Origin of the sequence: Pediococcus claussenii ATCC BAA-344 (genome assembly GCF_000237995.1) — a bacterium.
GTDB lineage: Bacteria > Bacillota > Bacilli > Lactobacillales > Lactobacillaceae > Pediococcus > Pediococcus claussenii.
Genome location: NC_016605.1, coordinates 1,054,892 through 1,077,767, shown reverse-complemented (window position 1 = coordinate 1,077,767; position 22,876 = coordinate 1,054,892). Strand labels below are relative to the sequence as shown.

Here is a 22,876-nt window from a genome sequence, read left to right as displayed (position 1 = left end):
GTAATGGCGGAACACTTGGGTCAGGAACGACTGGTAAATGGACTAATGATACGGCTAATACTACTATAAAATCAATCGTTATTAATAGCGGGGTTGTTGCAAATGCAAATTCTTATGGTCTTTTTTCGGATTTACAGGCGTTAACAACGATAACTGGAATAAGTAATCTTAATACAAGTAATTCAACTACTATGGAGTGGATGTTTAGTGGTGATAGTTCTCTTACAGCGCTAGATTTATCGAGTTGGAACACAAGCAATGTAACAGATATGAATAATATGTTTAGCGGTGATAGTTCTCTAACAGCGTTAGATGTATCATATTTCAATACAAGTAATGTAACTAATATGATGGATATGTTTTACGGTGATAGTTCTTTAACAGCGTTAGATGTATCAAATTTCAATACAAGTAATGTAACTAACATGGCTGCCATGTTTCAAAATGATAGTTCTTTAACCGCATTAGATGTATCAAATTTTAATACAAGCAATGTAACTAACATGGGTAATATGTTTCAGAATGATAGTGCCCTAACCGCATTAGATGTATCAAATTTTAATACAAGCAATGCAACTAGTATGTCCACAATGTTTGCTGACGATAGTTCTTTAACTGCGTTAGATGTATCAAATTTCAATACAAAAAATGTAATTTTTATGATGGGTATGTTTCAGCTTGATTTGGCATTAACCACATTAGATGTATCAAATTTCAATACAAGTAATGTAGTAGATATGAATGCTATGTTTCAGTATGATAGGGCTCTAACCATGTTAAACTTATCAAACTGGAATACGAGTAAGGTGACGGATGCTACTTTGGCCTTAGACGGATTGACGGGGCTTGAACAAATATCTGTTGGACCTGGTTTAGTTAACTTTTCTACTTCTGGATTGGCAAGCCCACAGGCAAATGTTCAAACAGCAGTTGGACCAACAACCTATACTTCGACTGGAAATTGGCAGGCAATTGGAAGTGGGACAGCAGCGTATCCAACTGGTGCGACGGCCACTGGAACAGGAGTTGTAACTAATGCGGTTGCGGTACCAACAACTTATGTAATTCAAAACGACATTACTGCAACAGTAAACTACACGGATATTTACGGAAATACGTTGTCACCAACGGTAACTTCAATGGGACTGCCAGGAACGGCTGTAAATGCAACTGTTCCAACTATTTCTGGATATTACGTTTCATTTAACGGTGCACAAAATGCTGTATATGCAGCAGGAAGCAGTAATGTGTTTAATGTTGTTTACCACATCTCAACTAGTAATGCCTCGGTAACGACAAGTGAATCATTGAGTACGTCAGGATTGCAGAGCTTAAGTGGTTCGGTAAGCCAAAGTGGTTCTTATTCTGATAGTTTGTCTAATAGTGCTATCGTAAGCGCCAGTGGGAGCATAAGTACTGACAGCTCTCAAAGCATGAGTTTGAGCCAGTCTACGAATGCTAGTATATCCTTGTCTTCGTCCGGTACTGGTAGTAGCACAAGTTCAAATACAGTTAGTCTTTCTGGTTCAGTAAGTAGCTCACTAAGTAACAGTGTTTCCTTGTCCCAAAATGTTGTTAATAGTTTGAGTGGTAGTGCTTCTGCATCGGGTAGCTTAAGCCAGGTTTTGAGTGCAACGTATCGCAAGTGTTTTGAAAGTATGAGTGCTTCGGACTTGGCTAGCTTGAGTGATTCGACATCAACAAGTACAAGTGAAAGCTTAAGTAACTCAACAAGTAATAGCGAAAGCTTAAGTAACTCGGCAAGCAATAGTGAAAGCTTAAGTAACTCGGCAAGCAATAGTGAAAGCTTAAGTAACTCGGCAAGTAATAGCGAAAGCTTAAGTAACTCGACAAGTAATAGTGAGAGTTTGAGCGATTCCACAAGCAATAGCGAAAGCTTGAGTGACTCCACAAGTAATAGTGAGAGTTTGAGTAACTCGGCAAGCAATAGCGAAAGCTTAAGTGATTCCACAAGCAATAGCGAAAGCTTGAGTGATTCAGCAAGTAATAGCGAAAGCTTGAGTGATTCAGCAAGCAATAGTGAGAGCCTAAGCACATCCACAAGCGAGAGTTTGAGTAACTCGACAAGTAATAGTGAGAGTTTGAGCGATTCCACAAGCAATAGCGAAAGCTTGAGTGACTCCACAAGTAATAGCGAAAGCTTAAGTGACTCGACAAGCAATAGCGAAAGCTTAAGTGACTCGGCAAGTAATAGTGAGAGTTTGAGTAACTCGACAAGTAATAGTGAGAGTTTGAGCGATTCCACAAGCAATAGCGAAAGCTTGAGTGATTCCACAAGTAATAGCGAAAGCTTGAGTGATTCAGCAAGCAATAGCGAAAGCTTAAGTGACTCGGCAAGTAATAGTGAGAGTTTGAGTAGAGTTTGAGTAACTCGACAAGTAATAGTGAGAGTTTGAGCGATTCAACATCAACAAGAACAATATCAAGCGGTAGTGAATCAACCTCTGCAAGCAATAGCGAAAGTCTGAGTAATTCAACAAGCAATAGTGAAAGATTGAGTATTTCAACCTCAACAAGTACAAGTGATAGTGAGAGTGTATCGACATCAACAAGCGAGAGTTTAAGTGTTTCAACCTCTGCAAGTACAAGTAATAGTGAGAGCCTAAGTATTTCAACTTCAACAACTGAAAGCATGTCGGCAAGTACAAGCACTAGTGAAAGCTTAAGTGATTCAACATCAACAAGAACAATATTAAGTGGTAGTGAATCAACCTCCGCAAGCACTAGCGAAAGTCTAAGTGACTCAACGAGTAATAGTGAAAGCTTGAGTGTTTCGACCTCAACAAGTACAAGTTATAGTGAGAGCCTGAGTGATTCAACATCAATGAGCGAGAGTTTAAGCACATCAATAAAGAGAAATACACTGGACCAAAACAGTCATAGTATTTCTACTAATCCAGCGAATACGCTGATAGATCCAAGCCGTATGGTAATGAACTATACAGGGGTCTCAACTGAAAAGATGACTTACTTATATAATTCGATCAACCAGCTTAATCCAGGGAAAGGGTTAGAGATGAATAGTCATTTAAATTCTGAAAAACTTCCACAAACGGGTGATGACACTAATAGTGAAATGGTTGCAACAATTATTGGACTAGAAGTGATAGGAATGATGGCATTAATTGTAGTTGCAAAACGTCGTAAAATAGATAAAAAGAAGTAGTCTATACTATCTAAGAAAATGAAATTGGATTTAGTAGTTACTAAAAAGACACCGATAAATGATATTTATCGGTGTCTTTTTTTAGTTATTTAAGTATAGCTTATAGCGTATTAACTTTATTATAATATTATGATGAAATTAATAGGTATCTTTTAGACAAAAAATAAAATACCTAAAGAACGTTGATGAAAGTCGTTAAAAAACAATCCCAAATTTCAATTAAAAATCAATAATTATTGGGAATTTTATTTTGCTATTTAACATTAAGATATACCTAAGGTTTGTATAATTACCGTGTGTATACCAAATTTGGGAGTGGATGTCTATGAACAAAGAATTCATGGGATTGCTGGACGAAGAACAGGCAAAGTGCCTGACCCTTTATGAATTGGGATTAGATTTTGGCAATGATGTACCAATTACATTGAATTTTGTTTTCGAACTTAAAATTAGTGAATATAAGCTTGGACAACTGGTTGAAAAATTGTCACAAGATTTACAATCAAATATTTTTGATGGTAGTCCAAAACCAGAGTTGTTATTTTATAAGGGATATATTCTGTTCAAAAACATAAGCTCGCTTGGATTGAGACAGCTCAGATGCAAATATGCACAAGAGTCAGTTCGTTTTGCTATATTTGATTACTTGTTAGTTGGAAAAGAACATGAATCCAAACGTCATTTTATAGAAAGATCTCATATAAGTCGGTCATATTTCTATCGAATGAGTTCTGAAATAAATAGAGTCTTATATAATATATTTCATTTTGACAAAAATTCTTCAGAATTAGAAGTTCGTGAAACAATTTTTGATGTGTACTATTATTTTTTTAACGGAATTATTTTTCCTTTTTCGGAGTACCTAGTAAATGTTAAGGAGTTATTAAGTCAATTGCGATTGATCTTTTTAAAACAGCTATCGCCGACACAAATTGAACAGCTGCGATACATCTTAGCAATTCAAAATATTAGAATAGATAGTGGTAAACAGTTTACACTTGGAATAATTAATGATCAAAACTATTATATTTTGGAAATAAAAAAAATTTTAGAAGAAATTTATCAAATTAACGATTTGAGATTAAGTGAGGAAACTGAATTCTTAGTTGGATCTATGATGATTAATGAAATAATTAGAGTGAATACACAAGATTTTACATCAGATTTTAGAATAGATATTACCAGAATGACAAAGTTAGAAATGCAAATCGTTGATGATGAGGTTGATATTAGTTTTAACAGAGTTAAGCTTGAAAAATCCTTCGACATGATTAATTTTAGAGCACTGTTTCCATTTTTTAATGGGTCCACTTTTTTTGATCACAAAAAAACATCATTTTTTCATGATGTTTACCCTAATATTGACGCAATAGCGACAAAAGAAATTAAGTTTGTATTAAGTAAACTAGAGCGTGAATTATTGTTTGAAAATGTTAACCAGATTTATTATTATTTTTTATTCAGCCTAGTTGACACAATTCCGGCTAATGCATTTATGGACACAGTTTTTATCACAGTTGATTTTTCACAAGGAACATTGTACACGGAATATGTTAAAAGTCGCTTGATGGATTTAGTATCACTTAATATCGTTATTGATAGTACCGTTTTTTCAAGGACAGATTTATATATATCTGACTCTTATATGGCAAATGTATATTTGCCACAAGTTATTTTACAAGATCCTGTTCATGATTCGGATTGGAAACAGCTAGCAAACCAAATTATGAAAATAAAAAGAATAAAGTATCGGAATAATGGGGCATAGAAAAAAGCGATGGTAAATAGGTCATCGCTTTTTTTCTAAATCGAATTTCAATTAACAAAGTGCTTCTTATTTCTTTAACGTCAATTCAATAATTTAAAGTACATTAATGTTAAACATTATTGGTATGCTGAGTGAGTTTAATGTTAATTAATGTAACGCTGTAAAAAAGGTGAAAAAGCCCAGAACTATTCCAGGCAAATTTGCAATAACAATGGGCCAATCACGATTGGCTTTGAACAATCCATAATAGGTCCAAACGGTACAGTTTATTCCTGCGACAAGGGGCTGAATGGGATTACCATATGAACCATTTAAATTAGCAAAAATTTGAGGAATATAGGATACATACATTAAAACTGATAAAAACGATGCTAAACGACCAATGATTTTGATTGAAATACTTTCCTGTTTCATACTTTAAAACATCTCCTAAGTTAAATTATTTATCACGATTTAAAATAGTAAACAGTTTACCAAAAATTTAACCCTCCTCTGCGGATAAGTTGTGATTAGTATACGCGAAAATAAATTTTGTGAAAAATATAAAGTTTATTTCATAGATAAAATTATAGGTTTTCTGACATGAATAAAAGCATAGTTCGTTAATGTTTCTAAATTACATGCTGAAGGGCCAACTTAATAGAAATAAAATGGTTTATTGACTATACTTAGGATAAGTTCTAGAAAAGTGAGTGAGAAGTATGGTTAATTCGAGTGATCCACGTGTGCTAAAAACTAAAAAGAAGTTAACAGTTGCTTTAATTAACTTGTTAAAAACATATAGTGTTGAAGATTTAAATGTACGACAGTTGACCGATGAAGCAGGAATAACAAGGGGATCTTTTTATTCACATTTTACGGATAAAGATGATTTCGTCGAAAAAACGCTTCAGGATATTGTAGTGGGCCTTTTTAGTTCAGTTATTCTTGATGCAAGAGGAAGAATTCCAGTGGATGATATAAAGTCACATGAGGTTTATGTTATGTCGATTGGGGCTCTTTTCGATAATATTGCTGTTAATTATCAAATGTATACGGTTCTATTATGTAATGATGAACAAGGGCGATTTGCTCAGGCTATTGAAAATACAATTAATTTATATCTCAATCAATTTACCAAGTATTTTCAAAGCCGAATGAACGTTGGTGGATATCCACTGGCTACAATAAATTCTTTTTATGTACATGGTTTGGTAGGTATGATTATTGATTGGTTATCGGCCGGAATGGTTTATACACCACATTATATGGCAGGAGTTACGGCCCAAGTATTAAAAGCACCAACACGACAGAATGAAATGCACCCATTGAATTTTTTTACTGAATAAGGCTTGACGTCCAGTCGTAAAGTGAGTTATCATGATTAACGTTGCGTGAACTCTGCGCTACAACCGCTCGAATTGAGTTTTAAAGCATAGCACTTAATTTCGGCGAGTATTAGAAAACAAGGAGGTGCACGTTATGTACGCAATTATTAAAACAGGTGGCAAGCAGTTTAAAGTTGAAGAAGGTCAATCGATCTTTGTTGAAAAGCTGAATGTTGCTGAAGGCGAAAAAGTTACTTTTGATCAAGTTGTCTTCGTTGGTGGCGATACTACTAAAGTTGGTACTCCAGTTGTTGATGGAGCTTCAGTTGCTGGAACAGTTGAAAAACAAGGCAAGCAAAAGAAGATTACAACATTTAAGTATAAAGCTAAAAAGAACCAACATACAAAGACTGGTCATCGTCAGCCATATACTAAGGTTATGATCGACTCAATTAACGCATAATTCGGGTGTGAGTTTATGATACAAGCACAAGTTTTTGAGAATCAAAAGCGAATTACAGGCTTTAAAATTACTGGACATGCTGATTATTCGGAATATGGTTCGGATATTGTTTGTTCAGCAATTTCTGTTTTAGCAATTAACACTGTCAACAGTGCTGAGAAGCTTACAGGAGTCAAGCTAATCGTGGATTCTGATAATGCGAATGGTGGTTACCTCAATGTAACCGTCCCCAGAACGATTGACAGTAAGCAGGACGAGCAATTGCAAGTTCTACTTAAAAGTTTACGGTTAGGTCTTGTAGATGTAAGTCAGTCATATGGAAAATATATTAAAATTAAATAATTATGGAGGTGAACTAACCATGGAAATGAATTTACAATTTTTCTCTCACCATAAAGGTGGTGGATCAACATCAAATGGTCGTGATTCAGCAGGTCGTCGTTTAGGTACAAAGCGTGCTGATGGTCAAACTGCTAAGGCAGGTATGATTATTTATCGTCAACGCGGTACTCATATTTATCCAGGTGCAAACGTTGGCCGTGGAAATGATGATACATTGTTTGCTTTGGCAGAAGGTGTTGTTCGCTTCGAACGTAAAGGCCGTGACAAGCGTCAAGTATCTGTTTATCCAGTCGCAGACGCAGAATAATCGGTTGCATTAAACGTCGGATCTTATCCGACGTTTTTTTAATGTGATTAGCTTGTACAATGATAGCGCGATTGATATTATTGAGTAAGTAAGTTTATTGGAGGATGGAAATATGAGTACGATTTCAACATCAGATTTTAAAAATGGACTAACAATTGAGTTTGATGATAATATTTGGCGAATTGTTGAGTTTCAGCATGTTAAGCCAGGTAAGGGTAGTGCCTTTGTTAGAACAAAGCTAAAGAACTTACGCAATGGTGCCGTTCAGGAAAAAACTTTCCGCGCGGGTGAAAAGATGGAACAAGCTAACATTGAAACTAGGAAGATGCAGTACCTTTACAATGATGGATCTAGTTATATTTTTATGGATAACAATACCTATGAACAAGTTGAAATTCCAAGTGAACGTTTAGAGGTTGAAAAAAATTATCTAATTGAAAATATGGAAGTTAGTATTTCATTTTATGGATCAGAATCATTGGGAGTTGAATTGCCTAACACAATTGATTTGAAGGTTACCGAAACAGAACCTACAATCAAAGGAAATACTGCCAGTGGTGGTTCTAAACCGGCTACGTTGGAAACAGGATTAGTGGTTCAAGTTCCATTTTTTGTAAACGAAGGTGATGTGTTAACCATCAATACATCAGATGGAAGTTATATTTCGCGCGCTTAATTAGTAAAGAGGCAGGTTATAAAAATGGCAGAAAGTAAATTTTTGGAATTAACAGATACGAGTTCTTCAAATGGAAACATTTCAATTACCCCAGAAGTTGTTGAAGCAATTGCGGGACTTGAAGTTGAACAGATTAAGGGAGTGCACTTAGTTGATAGTGGGATTTCCAAAAGTTTTAATGCAATTTTACGATTGGATTCTAACCCAAAAGGGGTTCGATTAAGTGAAGATGATCGTGGTCTGGTAATTGATATTCGAGTGATGCTAGATTTTGGTATTTCGGTGCCTCAGACAGCTGCTCAAATTCAAGAAAAAATTAAGCAGCAACTGCTTTTTATGACCGAAATCGTAATCAATGAAGTGAATGTTGAAATAGTTGGTATGGAACCAGAAGAAGTTAAATCTGACATTAATCCAGATGATATTTTTGCAGAAAATGATGGTGAAGATAAGTGAGTTTAACAAGACATCAAGTTCGTGAAGTGGCTTTCCAAGTGGCCTTTGCACAAAAGGCCAATCAAGATGTAAATGTTGAGGCGTTGACTGATCAAATTATTGATGGCAGAACAGTTGCACCTGATAATGAACAATACCTTCAACAATTAGTGTCTGGGATTGTTTCAAATAAGGAAGATTTAGATTCTACGGTTGCAGAAAAGTTAAAAGATGGTTGGACTCTTCAACGATTAGCAAAGCCAGATTTAACGATTCTAGAACTGGGTACTTTTGAAATACTCCATACAGAAACACCTAATAGTGTTGCAATCAATGAAGCAATTGAATTAGCTAAAGAATACACTGATGAAAGTTCTAAGAGTTTTATCAACGGCGTTTTGTCAAAAATTGCCGATTGAAGAGGCTTTTAAAAAGATTAATTAATAGAAGTGTAACAAGATGAACAATTTTGTTATGCTTTTTTTGTATTTTAATTAAATAATTTAATAGGGCTTATTTAATCACTAGTTTATTGCTTTTAAAAATAATACGAATGGTTTTCTATGATAAAATTGTAGATAGTAATTTGAACGGAGGACTTAAAATGGCGATGATAATTAACGGACGAGAACTCGCGAATGAAATTGATGGGCAAACTAAAATTGAAGTAGAAAAATTATCTCATGAAGGCTTAATACCGCATTTAGTTGTGATTTTAGTGGGTGAAGATGAAGCCAGCCAAATCTATGTGAGAAATAAACATAAAAGGGCTGAGAGCTTGGGAATAAAGTCTACAATCATTAGAATGCCAGTAAATAGTTCCGAAGAAGAACTATTAATCAAGATTTCAGATTTGAATAAAGATAAAGACGTTCATGCAATATTAGTTCAATTGCCACTTCCAGAACAAATCAACGAACAAAGAATCATTGAAGCAATTTCTCCTAACAAGGATGCAGATGGTTTTAGCCCAATTAATGTGGGAAAACTTAGCTCTGGGGAAACATATCATCTTCCGATCGCATGTACACCAATGGGAATTATGGAAATGTTTAAAAAATATTCGATTGACTTAGACGGTAAAAACGCCGTAGTTGTTGGCAGGAGTAATATTGTAGGGAAACCAATGGCAAATCTTCTGTTAAATGAAAATGCCACTGTAACGATTGCACATAGTCATACAAAAAATATTACAAATATAATTAAACAGGCAGATATCTTGGTTGTTGCAACAGGAATTGCACACTTTATAAAAAAGGATCAAGTAAAAATTGGTGCTACTGTAATCGATGTAGGTATGGATCGTGATGAAAATGGAAAATTAACCGGAGATGTGGATTTTGAAGGGGTTAAATCCATCGCTAGTTTCATAACCCCTGTTCCAAAGGGTGTGGGACCGATGACGATCTCAATGTTAATGAAACAAACCGTAAATCTCGCTAAATGGAGTATTTAAAATGGATGAGCAATATCTTACTGTAACAGCGTTAACGAGTTACATCAAAAAGAAATTTGATGTTGACCCTTATTTACAAAAAATATATTTATCTGGTGAAATATCTAATTTTAGAATTAGACCAGGTCATCAATATTTCAGTTTGAAAGATGAAAATTCAAAGATAAATGCAGTTATGTTTAAATCGGCATTTTCCAAAGTTAAATTTCAGCCTGAAGAAGGTATGAAAGTTTTAGTGAGTGGTCGAGTCAGTGTTTTCCCTGGTAATGGTGGTTATCAAATATACATTGATAATATGCAACCAGATGGTATTGGTGCATTGTATCAAGCGTATCAACAGCTTAAAGAAAAGCTTGCAAAAGAAGGCCTGTTTACAATTGCTAAAAAAACAATTCCAAAATTTCCTAAAAAAATCGCCGTTGTCACTAGTCCGTCTGGTGCAGTAATTAGAGATATTATTACTACTGTGCGGCGACGTTATCCAATCGCCCAGATTGTTTTGTTTCCTGCTCAGGTTCAAGGAGAAGGTGCCTCAGCGGACATTACAAGACAGATTAAGCGCGCCAATCAGTTAGCAAGTTTTGACACATTAATTATTGGACGTGGTGGTGGCTCCATTGAAGACTTGTGGCCTTTCAATGAAGAAAATGTAGCCAGAGCGATTTTTGATAGCGAATTGCCAGTAATTTCGTCCGTGGGACATGAAACTGATACAACAATTGCGGACTTAGTAGCTGATGTTAGAGCAGCAACGCCGACGGCCGCTGCAGAATTGGCAACGCCCGTTTTAACTGATGAACTAGTAAATCTTGAGCAACAACGTATTCGGGTCATCAATGCAACTAAAAATTTACTGGATTTAAAGAAACAAAGTTTAAAGAATATTAAAAAATCGTTTTTATTTAGTAATCCAGAAAGATTGTATGAGGGATATGTTCAAAACTTGGATCTGCTGAAACAACGGTTATTTGACAATCAACGGAATATTCTTGAGGATAAAAGAAAATCACTTGAAGTTAAGTCGTTATATTTATCAAATAACGACTTTCCAAATAGAATTAAGCTTCTAAAGCAAACTGTTATTAATTTAAGTGAACGAAACAAAAATGCTGCAAAGCAACAATATTTAAATAAAAATAATCGATTTGCTTCATTAGCGGAAAGCTTGGATCATTTAAGTCCTTTGAAAATTATGGGGCGGGGTTACTCATACGTAACCAGTAATAATAAAGTTATTAAAAATGCGACAGATTTAAAACCATCAATGATGATAAATCTCCATTTTTCTGATGGCGAAGCTAGTGCTGAAATTAAAAAGATTGAGAAGGAAAATTTAGAAAATGGATAAAGAAAAAACTTTTGAAGAGAATTTACAGGATTTACAACAAATTGTTGCTCATTTAGAACAAGGCGATGTTCCATTGGAGGAAGCTTTAAAAGAGTTTCAAAAGGGAGTCGAGTTAAGTAATGAACTGCAGAGCTCGTTGAAGGATGCAGAAGAAACGCTTGCTAAAGTTATGAAAGATAATGGTGATGAAGACGCCTTTGAAGTAAATGACAATGACAATGAATAGTAAAGATAAAATTTTTGATTTAAAAATGTTAAATCATTTTATGGATCAAAAGATTGAAAGTGACAGCTTAAACAACGATTTACGAACCATGATGCGATATTCGTTGGAGGCGGGTGGAAAAAGGATTCGACCAGCTCTTTTTTTAGCCGTTGTTCGCTCATTAGGAGGTACGATTAATACTTCTACTTATACGACAGCGATGGCCTTGGAAGTATTGCATACTTACTCTTTAATTCATGATGATTTACCCGCAATGGATAACGATGATTTGCGTCGGGGAAAGTTAACAAGCCATAAAAAATTTGGTGAGGCGCAAGCAATACTTACAGGTGATGCGTTATTAACGTATACATTCCAATTGTTAACTGATACTGACTTCGACGGCAAACAGATTAAAGAATTAGTGCATCTGTTTGCAACAGCTGCCGGTGCAGACGGTATGATTGCCGGTCAATTGGAAGATATTCTAGGAAATAATATTCAGTATTCATTATCTGAATTAAAGCAGCTGCATTTAAATAAAACAGGTCGGTTAATTAGTCTAGCAGTTGAGACTGGTATTGTTGTTTCCAACTCCAATATTTCTGAAGAACTACGATCTTGGTATAAAGAGTTTGGAAGGAATTTCGGTTTAGCCTTTCAAATTTTTGATGATATATTGGATGTCACTAAAACATCAAAGGAACTTGGAAAGACAGCTAATAAAGATGTCAGTCTAAATAAGAATACGTATGTAAGTATTTTAGGATTAGACGGAGCTAAAAAAGAATTAAATCGGGTAATTCAGCAGTGTCAATATGCAATTACTCAGATTAGAGAAAGAATAGATTTTGAAACTGATAGCCTTGAAGTATTTTTATCGGATTTTAAAATTGATGGTGAAATAAAATGAGTAAAGAACGAGTTGATGTTTTATTAGTGCAACAGGGGCTTTTTGAAACGCGTGAAAAAGCTAAGCGAGCTGTTATGGCGGGTGAGATACTTGGAGAAAATGAAGAACGATTGGACAAGCCAGGAGTTAAGATCGATTCTGACACTGAATTACATTTAAAAGGAAAACCGATGCCATATGTGAGTCGGGGCGGTCTCAAACTGGAGAAAGCGTTAAAAGTGTTTGATGTCACAGTTGATGGCTTAACGGTTTTAGATATTGGTTCTTCAACTGGTGGATTCACGGACGTAATGTTAAAAAATGGTGCTAAGCTAAGTTATGCATTAGATGTTGGGACTAATCAATTGGTCTGGAAACTGCGTGAGGATCCGCGAGTAGTTGTTATGGAAAATACTAATTTTCGATACAGCAAGTTAGAGGACTTTACACAGGGACAACCACAATTTTCCTCAATTGATGTTTCGTTTATTTCTCTCAAGTTAATTCTGCCTACTTTAAAAAATATAATTCAACCCAACGGATTAGTTGTTGCATTAGTTAAACCTCAGTTTGAGGCCGGACGCGAAAAAGTCGGCAAACATGGCATTGTTAAAGAACGAAGTACCCATATTGAGGTTCTTAAAAATGTGACAGCGATGGCAACTCAAGAAGGCTTTAATGTCGAACAACTGGATTTTTCTCCAATAAAGGGTGGAGAGGGTAATATTGAATTCCTGATTTTGTTAAAAAGTGTCCCAGGAGCAAGGGGTACGATTAACTCTAGTGTGGATATCTTAAATACGGTAGATAGAGCATATGCGGAATTAAATGCAACGGAGTAATTATGCAAAAAAGCAAACGACATGAAATAATTAAAAATATCATTAAAGAACAGAATATTGAAAAACAAGAGTATTTAGTTAAGGCACTTAAGCAAGCAGGAATTGAGGTTACTCAGGCGACAATCTCTCGTGATATTCGTGAATTACAATTGATAAAAGTGCCTAATGGTGATGGAAAAAATATCTATGCTGTTCCTGAGGACAATGTATCACAGTTAGAACAACGGGTGTTTGATCTTTTAAAACGTGCTATGGTAGCTATTAGGTTACAGGATAAGTTGATCTTTATCGAATTGAGACCAGGGTATGGGCCTAGTATTTCTGCAGCATTTAAGCAAATAAATTATAATTTTGTTTTTGGCATTCTAAATGATGATAATGGTGTATTGGTGATTTGCAATGATGCTGATCGTGCAAGTAGTTTAAGGCAGAGAATTACTGATATGATTTCGTACAGATAGATTAATAGGAGTTTAAAATGTTACGAGAAATTTCAATTAAAGATTTTGCGATAATAGAAAAATTAGATGTCGATTTTTCCAAAGGAATGACAGCCTTAACCGGAGAAACTGGAGCTGGTAAATCAATTATAATCGATGCAGTAGGGTTATTGGCTGGCGGACGCGGGTCAAGTGACTTTATTCGAACCGGTGCAACCAAAGCTGTATTACAGGGCGTTTTTGATGCAAATACATCTAAAAATACGGAAAAAGCTTTGGATGAGGTTGGAGTTGAACCTGATGATGAATTAATTATTACTCGGGAAATTCATAACAATGGACGAAATGTTTGCAGAATAAATGGAACTATTGTTAATTTACAGAGCTTACGTTTAATTGGCGATACTTTAATTGATATTCATGGTCAGAATGAGCACCAAGAGCTAATGGATAGAGAGAAGCACTTGGATACCTTAGATCAATATGATGATGGACAAATAAAAACTGTCTTGAAAGAATATCAAACAATTTTTTCAAGACTTCAAACGGTAAAACAAAGCTTAAAAAAGCAGTTGGCTAATGAGCAAGAGTGGAATCAGAGAGTTGACATGTTACGTTTCCAAATTGACGAAATTAGCACTGCCAATCTAAAAAGTGGTGAGGAGGAAGAGTTGATCCTCAAGCGAGACCAATTAAATAATTTTCAAGCAATATCTGCGGCACTTTCCTCTAGTATGCAGGCTCTTGAGAATGATGATGGTGGGGCGGCTACTGATTTAGTTGGCGGCATTATGAACGATCTTGAAAGTATTGCTGAATATGGCACTGAATATCAAAAGATGGCTGAGGAAGCATCAAACGCATATTATTCTCTAGAGGATGTTGCGAGTTCTGTGCGCGATGCAATCGATGGACTTGAATGGAATAATGGTGAACTAGACCAGGTAGAACAAAGATTAGAGTTAATTCACCAATTGAAGCGAAAGTATGGAGACTCTATAAACGAAGTACTGGAATATTTTGAAAAAATCAAGACGGAACTAGACTCAATGATTGGAACGGGCGACAGCGCCAATGAACTTAGTCAACAAGTTGAAGAATTAGAAGCAAAAACGCAAAAATTGGGAATTAGGCTATCAAAAATCAGGAAAAAAAGTGCTCTTAGCTTAGAAAAAAGAGTGCAGGAACAATTAAACGAACTTTATATGAATAATACAATTTTTAAAGTTCAATTTACTGAAAGAAAGAGTCCAGAGTTGAGTGGCCTAGACGATGTTGAATTTTTTATTCAGCCTAATCCAGGGGAACAACTACGGCCTTTAGTAAAAATTGCATCTGGTGGTGAATTATCAAGGATCATGTTGGCCTTAAAAACGATCTTTGCCCAAAATGATGGTGTGACAAGTATTATTTTTGATGAGGTTGACACGGGTGTAAGTGGAAGGGTTGCTCAGGCAATTGCAGATAAAATACACGAAATTGCAAATCATTCGCAAGTCTTGTGTATTACACACTTACCGCAGGTTGCTGCAAAAGCAGATCAGCAACTGCATGTTGCAAAAGAAGTCAAAAATGATCGGACGACAACCACTTTAACGGTATTAAATGATGAGGGACGAGTACAAGAAATAGCTAGAATGCTAGCAGGTAATGAGATCACAAAACTAAGTGTTGCTCATGCTCGCGAGTTGCTAACAATTGAACATTCTTGAAAAATCACACAGTGAGGATTGAATATTATGAATTCAATCCTTTTTAAATTGAAAAATAATCACTTTACTCCATATAAGTTAGCGAAAAAATGCAAAAATCAATTCAAATTATTAATACTACGAATAGTATCGATATTTAGCATGTGGGTTAGTCCTGAATTAGGGTTGACTAAACGCAGAGATCCTGAATTGTTTTGATGAAGATAACCTGTAGCTTCAAGAATGTTTTGTCGAATATTTAATTGTATTTTTACAGGAAGGTGGTTAGTAATGGAATAAGAAATCACATCTAAAATTTGGTACTCTGGCATTGGACGATCTGCTAGAATTTGTTCACGATCTTCTGGAACGTTAAAGAGTTTTTCGTAGGAATCGTGAATTTTAGCTAGAGATGTTGAGATTCTTTTAAAAGGGATGCCTTGAATATTTTGCATTTTTATATCCTCCGAACGTTTGTTTGCATTTTCTATTATACGAACATTAGTTCGACAATGCAAGATATAATTTTAATTATCTTGAAAAAAAGCTGAAAAAAGTGCAATATATATAGCATACATAATTATTTTGAGGGGTTTTATTAATGGCGAAGCGTGGAATGTTAATAGTGTTGTCTGGACCGTCTGGAGTAGGAAAAGGAACCGTACGAAAAGCAATTTTTGAACAAAAGGATAATGACTTTCAATATTCGATTTCAATGACAACCAGACAACCAAGAAATGGCGAGGTTAATGGTGAAGATTATTTCTTCGTATCAAAAAGTGACTTTGAAGATAAAATAGCGCATGGACAAATGTTAGAGTACGCAAAATACGTTGATAATTACTACGGGACACCGCTACAGTATGTGAATCAGACTTTAGATTCTGGTAAAGATGTGTTTTTGGAAATCGAAGTTAACGGCGCTAGACAAGTCAGAGAAAAAATGCCAGATGGAGTTTTTATTTTCCTAACGCCACCAGATTTGGTAGAATTAAAGCAACGAATTATTAATCGTGGAACTGAGGATATGGCAACCATTGATAAACGAATGGGTAAGGCAGTAGATGAAATCAAGACAATGCGTGATTATGATTATGCTGTTGTTAATGATGACTTGGTTGTTGCAGTTGATGAAATTAAGAATATTATAAAGGGTGAACATCTGCGTGTGACACGTGTTTATCCAGAATATCAAGAAATGTTGGGGGAATTATAATTATGATTTTATATCCATCTGTAGATGATTTGTTAGAAAAAGTGGATTCTCGTTATTCACTGATAATGTTAGCTAGTAAACGGGCGCACCAGTTAGATGAGGGTGCTCCTAAGATGTTAGACAGTTATAAGTCTACCAAGAACGTTGGTAGAGCGTTAGAAGAAGTGGTAGTAGGGGATGTTATTATTGACCCAAACGAAGTAGATGATTAATGGACTGGTATTAATTTAAAGTTAGACTTAAAACGACAAGTTGACCTAGATTGGTTGATTGTCGTTTTATTATTTTTTTAAGATAAAGACTAGTAAAACAAATTTATAAATTATTTCTGTTAAAATTACACTAATAAGACAAGGGGAGTATTCAATAATGAAAAACTATCTTTTTATTTTAAATGGTGGAATTGCAATTTATAAAGTTATCGATGTAATCAGACATCAGATAAAAAATGGTAATAAAGTACGAGTGGTGATGACGGAGATGGCAAAACATTTTATCACCCCATTAACGTTTCAAACTTTAACAAATGAGGACGTGTTTTCAAACTTTGAGGATAATGTTGAAGACCCTGTCGCCCATGTCTCGTTAGCGGATTGGGCGGACGTAATAGTTGTGGCGCCAGCAACTGCTAACTTCATCGCAAAAATGGCAAATGGAATCGGGGATGATTTTGCTAGTACCATTGTTTTGGCGCGCCACTCGCCAGTTTATGTTATTCCGGCAATGAATTCCCATATGTGGTCTAACTTTGCTACTAAGCGCAATGTAAAACAGCTTAGAGATGATGGTATTTATGTTCTTGAGCCTGATGATGGATTATTAGCAGAAGGATACACTGGAAAGGGACGCTTTCCAGAAATTGATCAGATAAATCAGTTTTTAGATTCTGAAAAACAGGTAGCCAAGGATTTAGAGAATTTTAAGATCGTTGTTACTGCTGGTGGAACGAGAGAGCCAATTGATCCTGTTCGCTTCATCGGCAACTTTTCGTCTGGAAAAATGGGTTATGCTATTGCAAACGAGGCAGCTCAAAGGGGAGCAAAAGTAATTTTAATTACGGGCCCCACCAACTTGAAAGTACCTACTCAAGTTATATCTGAATCAATTGAAACTGTTCGTGATTTACAAGAAAGTCTCAATAAGGCTGTAACAGATGCTGACGTTGTTATTATGGCGGCAGCTGTTTCTGATTATCGACCATTAGAAAAGGCACAACATAAATTAAAAAAAGAAAATTTTGATGGGAATTTAGAAATAAAATTGGTTGAGAATCCAGATGTTATTGCAAATATGAAGAGACCTGATACTTTGAAAATGGTTGTGGGATTTGCAGCTGAAACTGATGACTTACTCGATCACGCTTCTACGAAACTTGCTAAGAAAAGATTAGATATGATTGTCGCTAATGATGTTAGTGGTAATGGTATTGGGTTTGGGGCAGATGATAATGCCGTGACTTTATTACAGCCTGATAAAGACAAAATTGTGCTAAAAAAACAAATTAAAAATAGTATAGCACGAGAAATTTTAAATGTTGTTGCTGAAAAAATTATGAAATAAGAGGATTAAGATGAGTAAAAAAATTGATGTAATTGTTGATATACCAGCACTTCAAACTAATCAGAATTTTACTTATCTTGTTGATGATTCGCTTGAAAATTTGGTTAAGGTTGGTAGTAGAGTTCTTGTGCCTTTTGGACAAGCTGGCAGACCCGTCCAGGCTTATGTTATTTCGATTGAATCTCAAGCAAATCTTGATGACCTGAAGAATATTAATGCTCTTTTAGACCCTGAACCAATGCTAAATTCTGAGTTGATCAGTTTATCAAATTGGTTAGCAGACCAAACATATTCCTTCAGAGCCAATGTTTTAAGGGCAATGCTTCCTAATTTACTAAAATTAAATACTCGTCGATATGTACTAGTAAATGAAGAAAAAATTTCTAAGAATGAAGTACTTGATCTACTGGGTGTTGAACAAGCCAATGATTTACGGATAGCAGAGTTAACACATATGCAACAAGCTAAACTTAATGAATGGGTTAACCAAGGAGTAGTTGAACTTAAATATGCGATTGCTGATACCGCTAAGATAAAGACTGAAATGCAAGTGTATCCAAATTTAAGCGAAAGCGATTTAAAAATTGAAGTTAGCCAGTTGGCGTCCAATGCTACCGGTCAAATTAAATTACTCAAGTTACTAGGCACCCTAGACGAAGATGGAATTGCTCAGAAGAAACTGATTAATGAAGAAAAAATTGGCCGTTCTACTATTGAAAGTGCTGAAAAGAAACACTGGATTATCAGAAAGGCAATTGAGAAATACCGTAATCCATTCCAAAGCAAAACGGTTCAAAGTGATTCTGCTTTAATACTTAATTCGGAACAAAAAATTGCTAAGAATATGATTGATCGACAGATTAAGTCTAAAGATTCAACTCCAATATTACTTGAGGGGGTAACTGGTTCTGGGAAAACGGAAGTATATTTACAAAGCATCGCAGAAGTGGTTAAACAAGGAAAAACAGCGATTATGCTTGTTCCTGAGATTTCTCTAACACCGTTAATGGTAAATCGGGTAAGAGCAAGGTTTGGGAATCAAGTGGCGGTATTGCACAGTGCTCTATCCGACGGGGAAAAGTTCGATGAATGGAGGAGAATAGTTCGGCAGGAGGTATCTGTTGTGGTTGGAGCACGTTCAGCAGTTTTTGCTCCTTTGCAAAATTTAGGAATTGTAATTGTTGATGAAGAACATTCTTCAACATATAAACAAGAAGATACTCCAAGGTATTCAGCGCGAGATGTTGCAGTTTATCGTGCAAGAACTAATAAGTGCCCTGTTGTGCTTGGAAGTGCCACTCCTTCCTTAGAGAGTCGAGCACGTGCGGAGAAAAAAGTTTATAATTTGGTGCAAATGAAAGAGCGCGCTAATAAGCATGATTTACCGACAATTAAAATTATCGATATGCGTAAGGAATTAAATAGCAGAGCAGATGAAACATTTTCAAAGGGAATGCTGACTGCCATTAATGATAGGATTGCCAAGAAAGAACAAATCGTATTATTATTAAATCGAAGAGGTTTTTCATCGTTTGTGATGTGTCGGTCGTGTGGATTTGTTTTAAAGTGTCCAAATTGTGACGTTTCACTAACCATGCATGTTGATACACATTCAATGCGATGTCACTATTGTGGTCATGAAGAAGTAATTCCCAAGGCTTGCAAAAATTGTGGCAGTGACAAAATTCGTTTTTATGGAACTGGTACAGAGAAAGTTGAAAAACAACTAGCAAAACTTGTTCCAGATGCTAAGGTAATTAGGATGGACGTTGACACCACCCGAAGAAAGGGAGCACATGAACGTTTACTTGATCGTTTTGGTAATCATGAGGCTGATATTTTATTAGGAACACAAATGATTGCGAAGGGACTCGATTTTCCTGATGTAACACTTGTTGGTGTTTTGAACGCAGACACGTCGCTGGAGTTACCAGATTTCAGGTCCGCAGAAAGAACTTTTCAACTGCTAACACAAGTAGCAGGCCGAGCGGGAAGAGCAGACAAGGAAGGGGAAGTCCTCATTCAAAGTTTTAATCCAGACCATTACGCAATTAAATTAGCACAAAAACAAGATTATGAAGACTTTTTTATTAAAGAAATGTATTTGCGAAAACTCGGAAAGTATCCACCCTATTTCTTTACAGTGCAAGTTGCGGTTTCTAGTGGAGAAGAGAAGACCGCTGCTAAAGTTGCATTTGATATCGTAAATAAGATTAAAAAAGTCGTCAGTGATCGGTCTGTCATCTTAGGACCAAGTCCACGTTCGATTGCAAAAATAAAGCAAAAATATTTTTACCAATTAGTAATTAAATTTCAAAAGGAACCGGGTCTCGATCAAGTACTTAGATCCATTAGAGATGAAGCACAGAAACAGTATCGTCAAGGTATAAGTATCTCAATAGATCCTGAGCCACAGGTGTTTATCTAATTTAAAGGAGAAGAAGATATGAAGTCAATTATTTTTATGGGAACACCAGAATTTTCCGCTCCAATTCTAACTTCACTTATCGATGCTGAAGAATATAATGTAATTGCAGTAGTGACACAGCCTGATAGAAAAGTGGGTCGAAAACATATTTTGACTCCATCTCCAGTAAAAAAAGTGGCAATTCAATACGATATTCCAGTTTATCAACCAGAAAAACTTGGAGGTAGTGAAGAACTTGAACAATTGATTGATTTACATGCCGATCTGATTGTTACGGCAGCGTTTGGTCAGTTTTTACCAATGAAATTGATTGATTCAGTCAAAATTGCTGCAATTAACGTACACGCCTCGCTATTACCCAAATATCGTGGAGGTGCTCCAGTTCATTATGCTATTATGCATGGTGAAGAAGAAACGGGTGTCACAATAATCTATATGGTAAAAAAAATGGATGCCGGAAAAATGCTTGCACAAGAGTCCATTGATATTACCAAAAGAGATGATGTCGGAACGATGTTTGACAAATTGAGCTTATTGGGGAGAGATCTATTATTAAAAACTTTACCTGCTCTCTTAGACGGTAGCATAGAGGCTAAGGATCAAGATGAAAATAAGGTTACTTTTTCTCCTAACATTAAGCCGGAAGAAGAACAGGTTGATATTAATTTAAAAGCTTCGTTAGTGGATGATAAAGTTCGCGGACTTCGTCCATTTCCGGGGGCTTTTGTATATTTGAATGGGGTACGAACAAAGCTATGGAAAGTTGAAGTTTTGGAACAAAAAACTAATTTAGAACCCGGTCAAGTCGTTAAAAAGACAAAACATTCTTTAGATATAGCAACTGGAGAAAATGGTGTTATTTCAATTGAAGAGCTTCAACCGGCTGGTAAACCAAAACTAACAATTACAGATTATCTTAATGGAAGTGAGAATGCCTTTATTGAAGGCGATCAAGTGATCAAGTATGAAGAATATTAGAAATAACCCAAGAAATATAGCTGTAAATATATTGTCGGAGATCGATGAAGGATCGTATTCTAATTTGCAGGTTAATAATGAAATCGAACAACATGATTTGAAGGTTGAGGATAAGCGCCTTATTACAGAACTGGTTTATGGCGTTTTACAGAATCAGTTAACGTTGGACTATTATTTATCACCTTTTTTAAAAAAGCCACAAAAATTGCAGAACTGGGTTAGGAATCTTTTAAGAACAGCTGTCTATCAAATGAAATATCTTGACCGAATTCCTGAATTTGCAATTTTGAATGAATCGACAGAGATTGCAAAAAAAAGAGGACATGACGGTATTCGACGAATGGTAACTGGAGTCTTAAGGTCTATTGAGCGACAGGGCATTCCTAATGTTGCTGCTGTTAGTGATCCAATTGAACGGTTATCTGTTGAATACAGTGTAAAGAAATGGATTATCAAACAACTAATAAACGAATTAGGGCAGAAAAAAACTGTCTCAATTCTAAAAAGTATCAATACACCTTCTAAGTTATCAATCAGAGTTAACACAGTGCTTTCAACAACTGAAAAAGTGACAAAAGGTTTAGAAAAAGAAGGATTTAGTGTTGAGCGTAGCCAAGTGGGATCGGAAGGGTTGATTTTAGAGAGAGTACCTTACTCGCTCTCTAGATCAGAGTTATTCCAAAAGGGAGATATCATTGCACAGGATGAATCAGCAATGCTAGTTGCTGAGGTAATGGATGTTAAAGATGGTATGAAGGTACTCGATGCATGTGCTGCCCCTGGTGGTAAAACAACACAAATTGCCGAATATGTTGGTCAAAATGGTAAAGTAGTAGCATGGGATATACATGACCATCGATTAGATCTGATCAAAAAGAATGCAAGACGAATGCAGCTTAGTGATCGAATTGAGGTCGAAAAACAAGATGCATCTATAGTTGATGATCAATATGATAATAATACATTTGATCGTATACTGGTGGATGCACCATGTTCGGGAATCGGCCTCTTGAGAAGAAAGCCGGAGATTAGATATGTAAAAGATAACCTAGATCCGATGACGTTACATAAAATTCAGTTGTCCATTCTTGATGCAATTGCTGAAAAATTAAAAATTGATGGTATCTTAACCTATAGTACCTGTACAATGTTAGACATGGAGAATCAGGGAACGGTTAAGGAGTTTTTAGAAAAACATTCAAATTTTGAATTGGTAAAGGTTAAAACCGACAAATCCTTGAAAGATGACCGGGAATTAGATACATTAAATATTTTCCCAGATGATTTCGGCTCTGATGGCTTCTTCATTGCTAATTTGAAAAGAGTGAGGTAATA

At 35.7% G+C, this 22,876-nt stretch carries 25 protein-coding genes and 1 other annotated feature; of the genes, 23 read left to right on the top strand and 2 right to left on the bottom strand.

What is annotated here, in order from left to right; genetic code table 11:
• Positions 1-65 precede the first annotated feature (65 nt).
• The 3 genes from PECL_RS09735 to PECL_RS05155 all read left to right on the top strand — a co-directional run bounded on the left by PECL_RS09735 (position 66) and on the right by PECL_RS05155 (position 4,955).
• Complete coding sequence (locus tag PECL_RS09735) at positions 66-2,387, top strand: BspA family leucine-rich repeat surface protein (protein ID WP_081478606.1); 2,322 nt, start codon at positions 66-68, stop codon at positions 2,385-2,387.
• Positions 2,384-3,187 carry an LPXTG cell wall anchor domain-containing protein gene (locus tag PECL_RS09730; protein WP_014215538.1) on the top strand — a complete coding sequence of 268 codons (804 nt, stop codon included), beginning with the start codon at positions 2,384-2,386 and terminating at the stop codon, positions 3,185-3,187. The genes PECL_RS09735 and PECL_RS09730 overlap by 4 nt, the downstream gene beginning before the upstream one ends.
• Positions 3,188-3,512: 325 nt before the next feature.
• Complete coding sequence (locus PECL_RS05155; protein WP_014215537.1) at positions 3,513-4,955, top strand: hypothetical protein; 1,443 nt, start codon at positions 3,513-3,515, stop codon at positions 4,953-4,955.
• A gap of 147 nt (positions 4,956-5,102) precedes the next feature.
• Here PECL_RS05155 and PECL_RS05150 read toward each other — a convergent pair whose 3' ends face one another.
• Positions 5,103-5,369 carry a SemiSWEET family transporter gene (locus tag PECL_RS05150; protein WP_014215536.1) on the bottom strand — a complete coding sequence of 89 codons (267 nt, stop codon included), beginning with the start codon at positions 5,367-5,369 and terminating at the stop codon, positions 5,103-5,105.
• A gap of 287 nt (positions 5,370-5,656) precedes the next feature.
• Between PECL_RS05150 and PECL_RS05145 the strand changes: the two genes are divergently transcribed.
• The 14 genes from PECL_RS05145 (at position 5,657) to recN (ending at position 15,380) form a co-directional block, all read left to right on the top strand.
• The gene (locus PECL_RS05145) at positions 5,657-6,283 is read left to right on the top strand and encodes a TetR/AcrR family transcriptional regulator (RefSeq protein ID WP_014215535.1); all 627 of its coding nucleotides are present in this window, start codon (positions 5,657-5,659) and stop codon (positions 6,281-6,283) included.
• A gap of 51 nt (positions 6,284-6,334) precedes the next feature.
• Positions 6,335-6,403, top strand: a sequence feature (ribosomal protein L21 leader region).
• Positions 6,404-6,416: 13 nt separating this feature from the next.
• Entirely contained in the window at positions 6,417-6,725 is a 309-nt protein-coding gene (gene rplU / locus PECL_RS05140; protein WP_014215534.1) for a 50S ribosomal protein L21, read from the top strand.
• Between the two features lie 15 nt (positions 6,726-6,740).
• Entirely contained in the window at positions 6,741-7,067 is a 327-nt protein-coding gene (locus tag PECL_RS05135) for a ribosomal-processing cysteine protease Prp (RefSeq protein WP_014215533.1), read from the top strand.
• Positions 7,068-7,086: 19 nt separating this feature from the next.
• On the top strand, positions 7,087-7,374 hold the full coding sequence (gene rpmA / locus PECL_RS05130) for a 50S ribosomal protein L27 (protein WP_014215532.1): 288 nt from the start codon (positions 7,087-7,089) through the stop codon (positions 7,372-7,374).
• A gap of 112 nt (positions 7,375-7,486) precedes the next feature.
• Positions 7,487-8,050 carry an elongation factor P gene (gene efp, locus PECL_RS05125; RefSeq protein ID WP_014215531.1) on the top strand — a complete coding sequence of 188 codons (564 nt, stop codon included), beginning with the start codon at positions 7,487-7,489 and terminating at the stop codon, positions 8,048-8,050.
• Between the two features lie 24 nt (positions 8,051-8,074).
• On the top strand, positions 8,075-8,506 hold the full coding sequence (locus PECL_RS05120; protein ID WP_014215530.1) for an Asp23/Gls24 family envelope stress response protein: 432 nt from the start codon (positions 8,075-8,077) through the stop codon (positions 8,504-8,506).
• A complete protein-coding gene (nusB, locus tag PECL_RS05115; protein WP_014215529.1) occupies positions 8,503-8,904 on the top strand; it encodes a transcription antitermination factor NusB in 402 nt (133 codons plus the stop codon). The genes PECL_RS05120 and nusB overlap by 4 nt, the downstream gene beginning before the upstream one ends.
• A 185-nt stretch (positions 8,905-9,089) precedes the next feature.
• Positions 9,090-9,941 (top strand): bifunctional methylenetetrahydrofolate dehydrogenase/methenyltetrahydrofolate cyclohydrolase, encoded by an 852-nt coding sequence (locus PECL_RS05110; RefSeq protein WP_014215528.1) that lies wholly within the window; start codon positions 9,090-9,092, stop codon positions 9,939-9,941.
• A 1-nt stretch (position 9,942) separates the two neighbouring features.
• Positions 9,943-11,289: an exodeoxyribonuclease VII large subunit gene (gene xseA, locus PECL_RS05105; protein ID WP_014215527.1), complete on the top strand. Its 1,347-nt coding sequence runs from the start codon at positions 9,943-9,945 to the stop codon at positions 11,287-11,289.
• The gene (locus PECL_RS05100) at positions 11,282-11,515 is read left to right on the top strand and encodes an exodeoxyribonuclease VII small subunit (RefSeq protein WP_014215526.1); all 234 of its coding nucleotides are present in this window, start codon (positions 11,282-11,284) and stop codon (positions 11,513-11,515) included. The genes xseA and PECL_RS05100 overlap by 8 nt, the downstream gene beginning before the upstream one ends.
• Positions 11,502-12,407: a polyprenyl synthetase family protein gene (locus PECL_RS05095; RefSeq protein WP_148265543.1), complete on the top strand. Its 906-nt coding sequence runs from the start codon at positions 11,502-11,504 to the stop codon at positions 12,405-12,407. The genes PECL_RS05100 and PECL_RS05095 overlap by 14 nt, the downstream gene beginning before the upstream one ends.
• On the top strand, positions 12,404-13,228 hold the full coding sequence (locus PECL_RS05090; RefSeq protein WP_014215524.1) for a TlyA family RNA methyltransferase: 825 nt from the start codon (positions 12,404-12,406) through the stop codon (positions 13,226-13,228). The genes PECL_RS05095 and PECL_RS05090 overlap by 4 nt, the downstream gene beginning before the upstream one ends.
• 2 nt (positions 13,229-13,230) lie before the next feature.
• Positions 13,231-13,689 carry an arginine repressor gene (locus tag PECL_RS05085; RefSeq protein WP_014215523.1) on the top strand — a complete coding sequence of 153 codons (459 nt, stop codon included), beginning with the start codon at positions 13,231-13,233 and terminating at the stop codon, positions 13,687-13,689.
• A 17-nt stretch (positions 13,690-13,706) separates the two neighbouring features.
• Positions 13,707-15,380: a DNA repair protein RecN gene (gene recN, locus PECL_RS05080; RefSeq protein ID WP_014215522.1), complete on the top strand. Its 1,674-nt coding sequence runs from the start codon at positions 13,707-13,709 to the stop codon at positions 15,378-15,380.
• Between the two features lie 98 nt (positions 15,381-15,478).
• Here recN and PECL_RS05075 read toward each other — a convergent pair whose 3' ends face one another.
• A complete protein-coding gene (locus PECL_RS05075) occupies positions 15,479-15,814 on the bottom strand; it encodes a hypothetical protein (RefSeq protein ID WP_014215521.1) in 336 nt (111 codons plus the stop codon).
• Between the two features lie 146 nt (positions 15,815-15,960).
• Here PECL_RS05075 and gmk point away from each other — a divergent pair, with 146 nt between their 5' ends.
• The 6 genes from gmk to rsmB all read left to right on the top strand — a co-directional run bounded on the left by gmk (position 15,961) and on the right by rsmB (position 22,874).
• On the top strand, positions 15,961-16,575 hold the full coding sequence (gene gmk / locus PECL_RS05070) for a guanylate kinase (RefSeq protein WP_014215520.1): 615 nt from the start codon (positions 15,961-15,963) through the stop codon (positions 16,573-16,575).
• A gap of 2 nt (positions 16,576-16,577) precedes the next feature.
• Entirely contained in the window at positions 16,578-16,787 is a 210-nt protein-coding gene (gene rpoZ, locus PECL_RS05065; RefSeq protein ID WP_014215519.1) for a DNA-directed RNA polymerase subunit omega, read from the top strand.
• Between the two features lie 157 nt (positions 16,788-16,944).
• Positions 16,945-18,135 (top strand): bifunctional phosphopantothenoylcysteine decarboxylase/phosphopantothenate--cysteine ligase CoaBC, encoded by a 1,191-nt coding sequence (gene coaBC / locus PECL_RS05060; RefSeq protein ID WP_014215518.1) that lies wholly within the window; start codon positions 16,945-16,947, stop codon positions 18,133-18,135.
• Between the two features lie 10 nt (positions 18,136-18,145).
• Entirely contained in the window at positions 18,146-20,563 is a 2,418-nt protein-coding gene (priA, locus tag PECL_RS05055) for a primosomal protein N' (protein ID WP_014215517.1), read from the top strand.
• Between the two features lie 18 nt (positions 20,564-20,581).
• Positions 20,582-21,541 (top strand): methionyl-tRNA formyltransferase, encoded by a 960-nt coding sequence (fmt, locus tag PECL_RS05050; protein ID WP_014215516.1) that lies wholly within the window; start codon positions 20,582-20,584, stop codon positions 21,539-21,541.
• Entirely contained in the window at positions 21,528-22,874 is a 1,347-nt protein-coding gene (rsmB, locus tag PECL_RS05045; protein ID WP_041534621.1) for a 16S rRNA (cytosine(967)-C(5))-methyltransferase RsmB, read from the top strand. The genes fmt and rsmB overlap by 14 nt, the downstream gene beginning before the upstream one ends.
• The last annotated feature ends 2 nt before the right edge of the window (positions 22,875-22,876 follow it).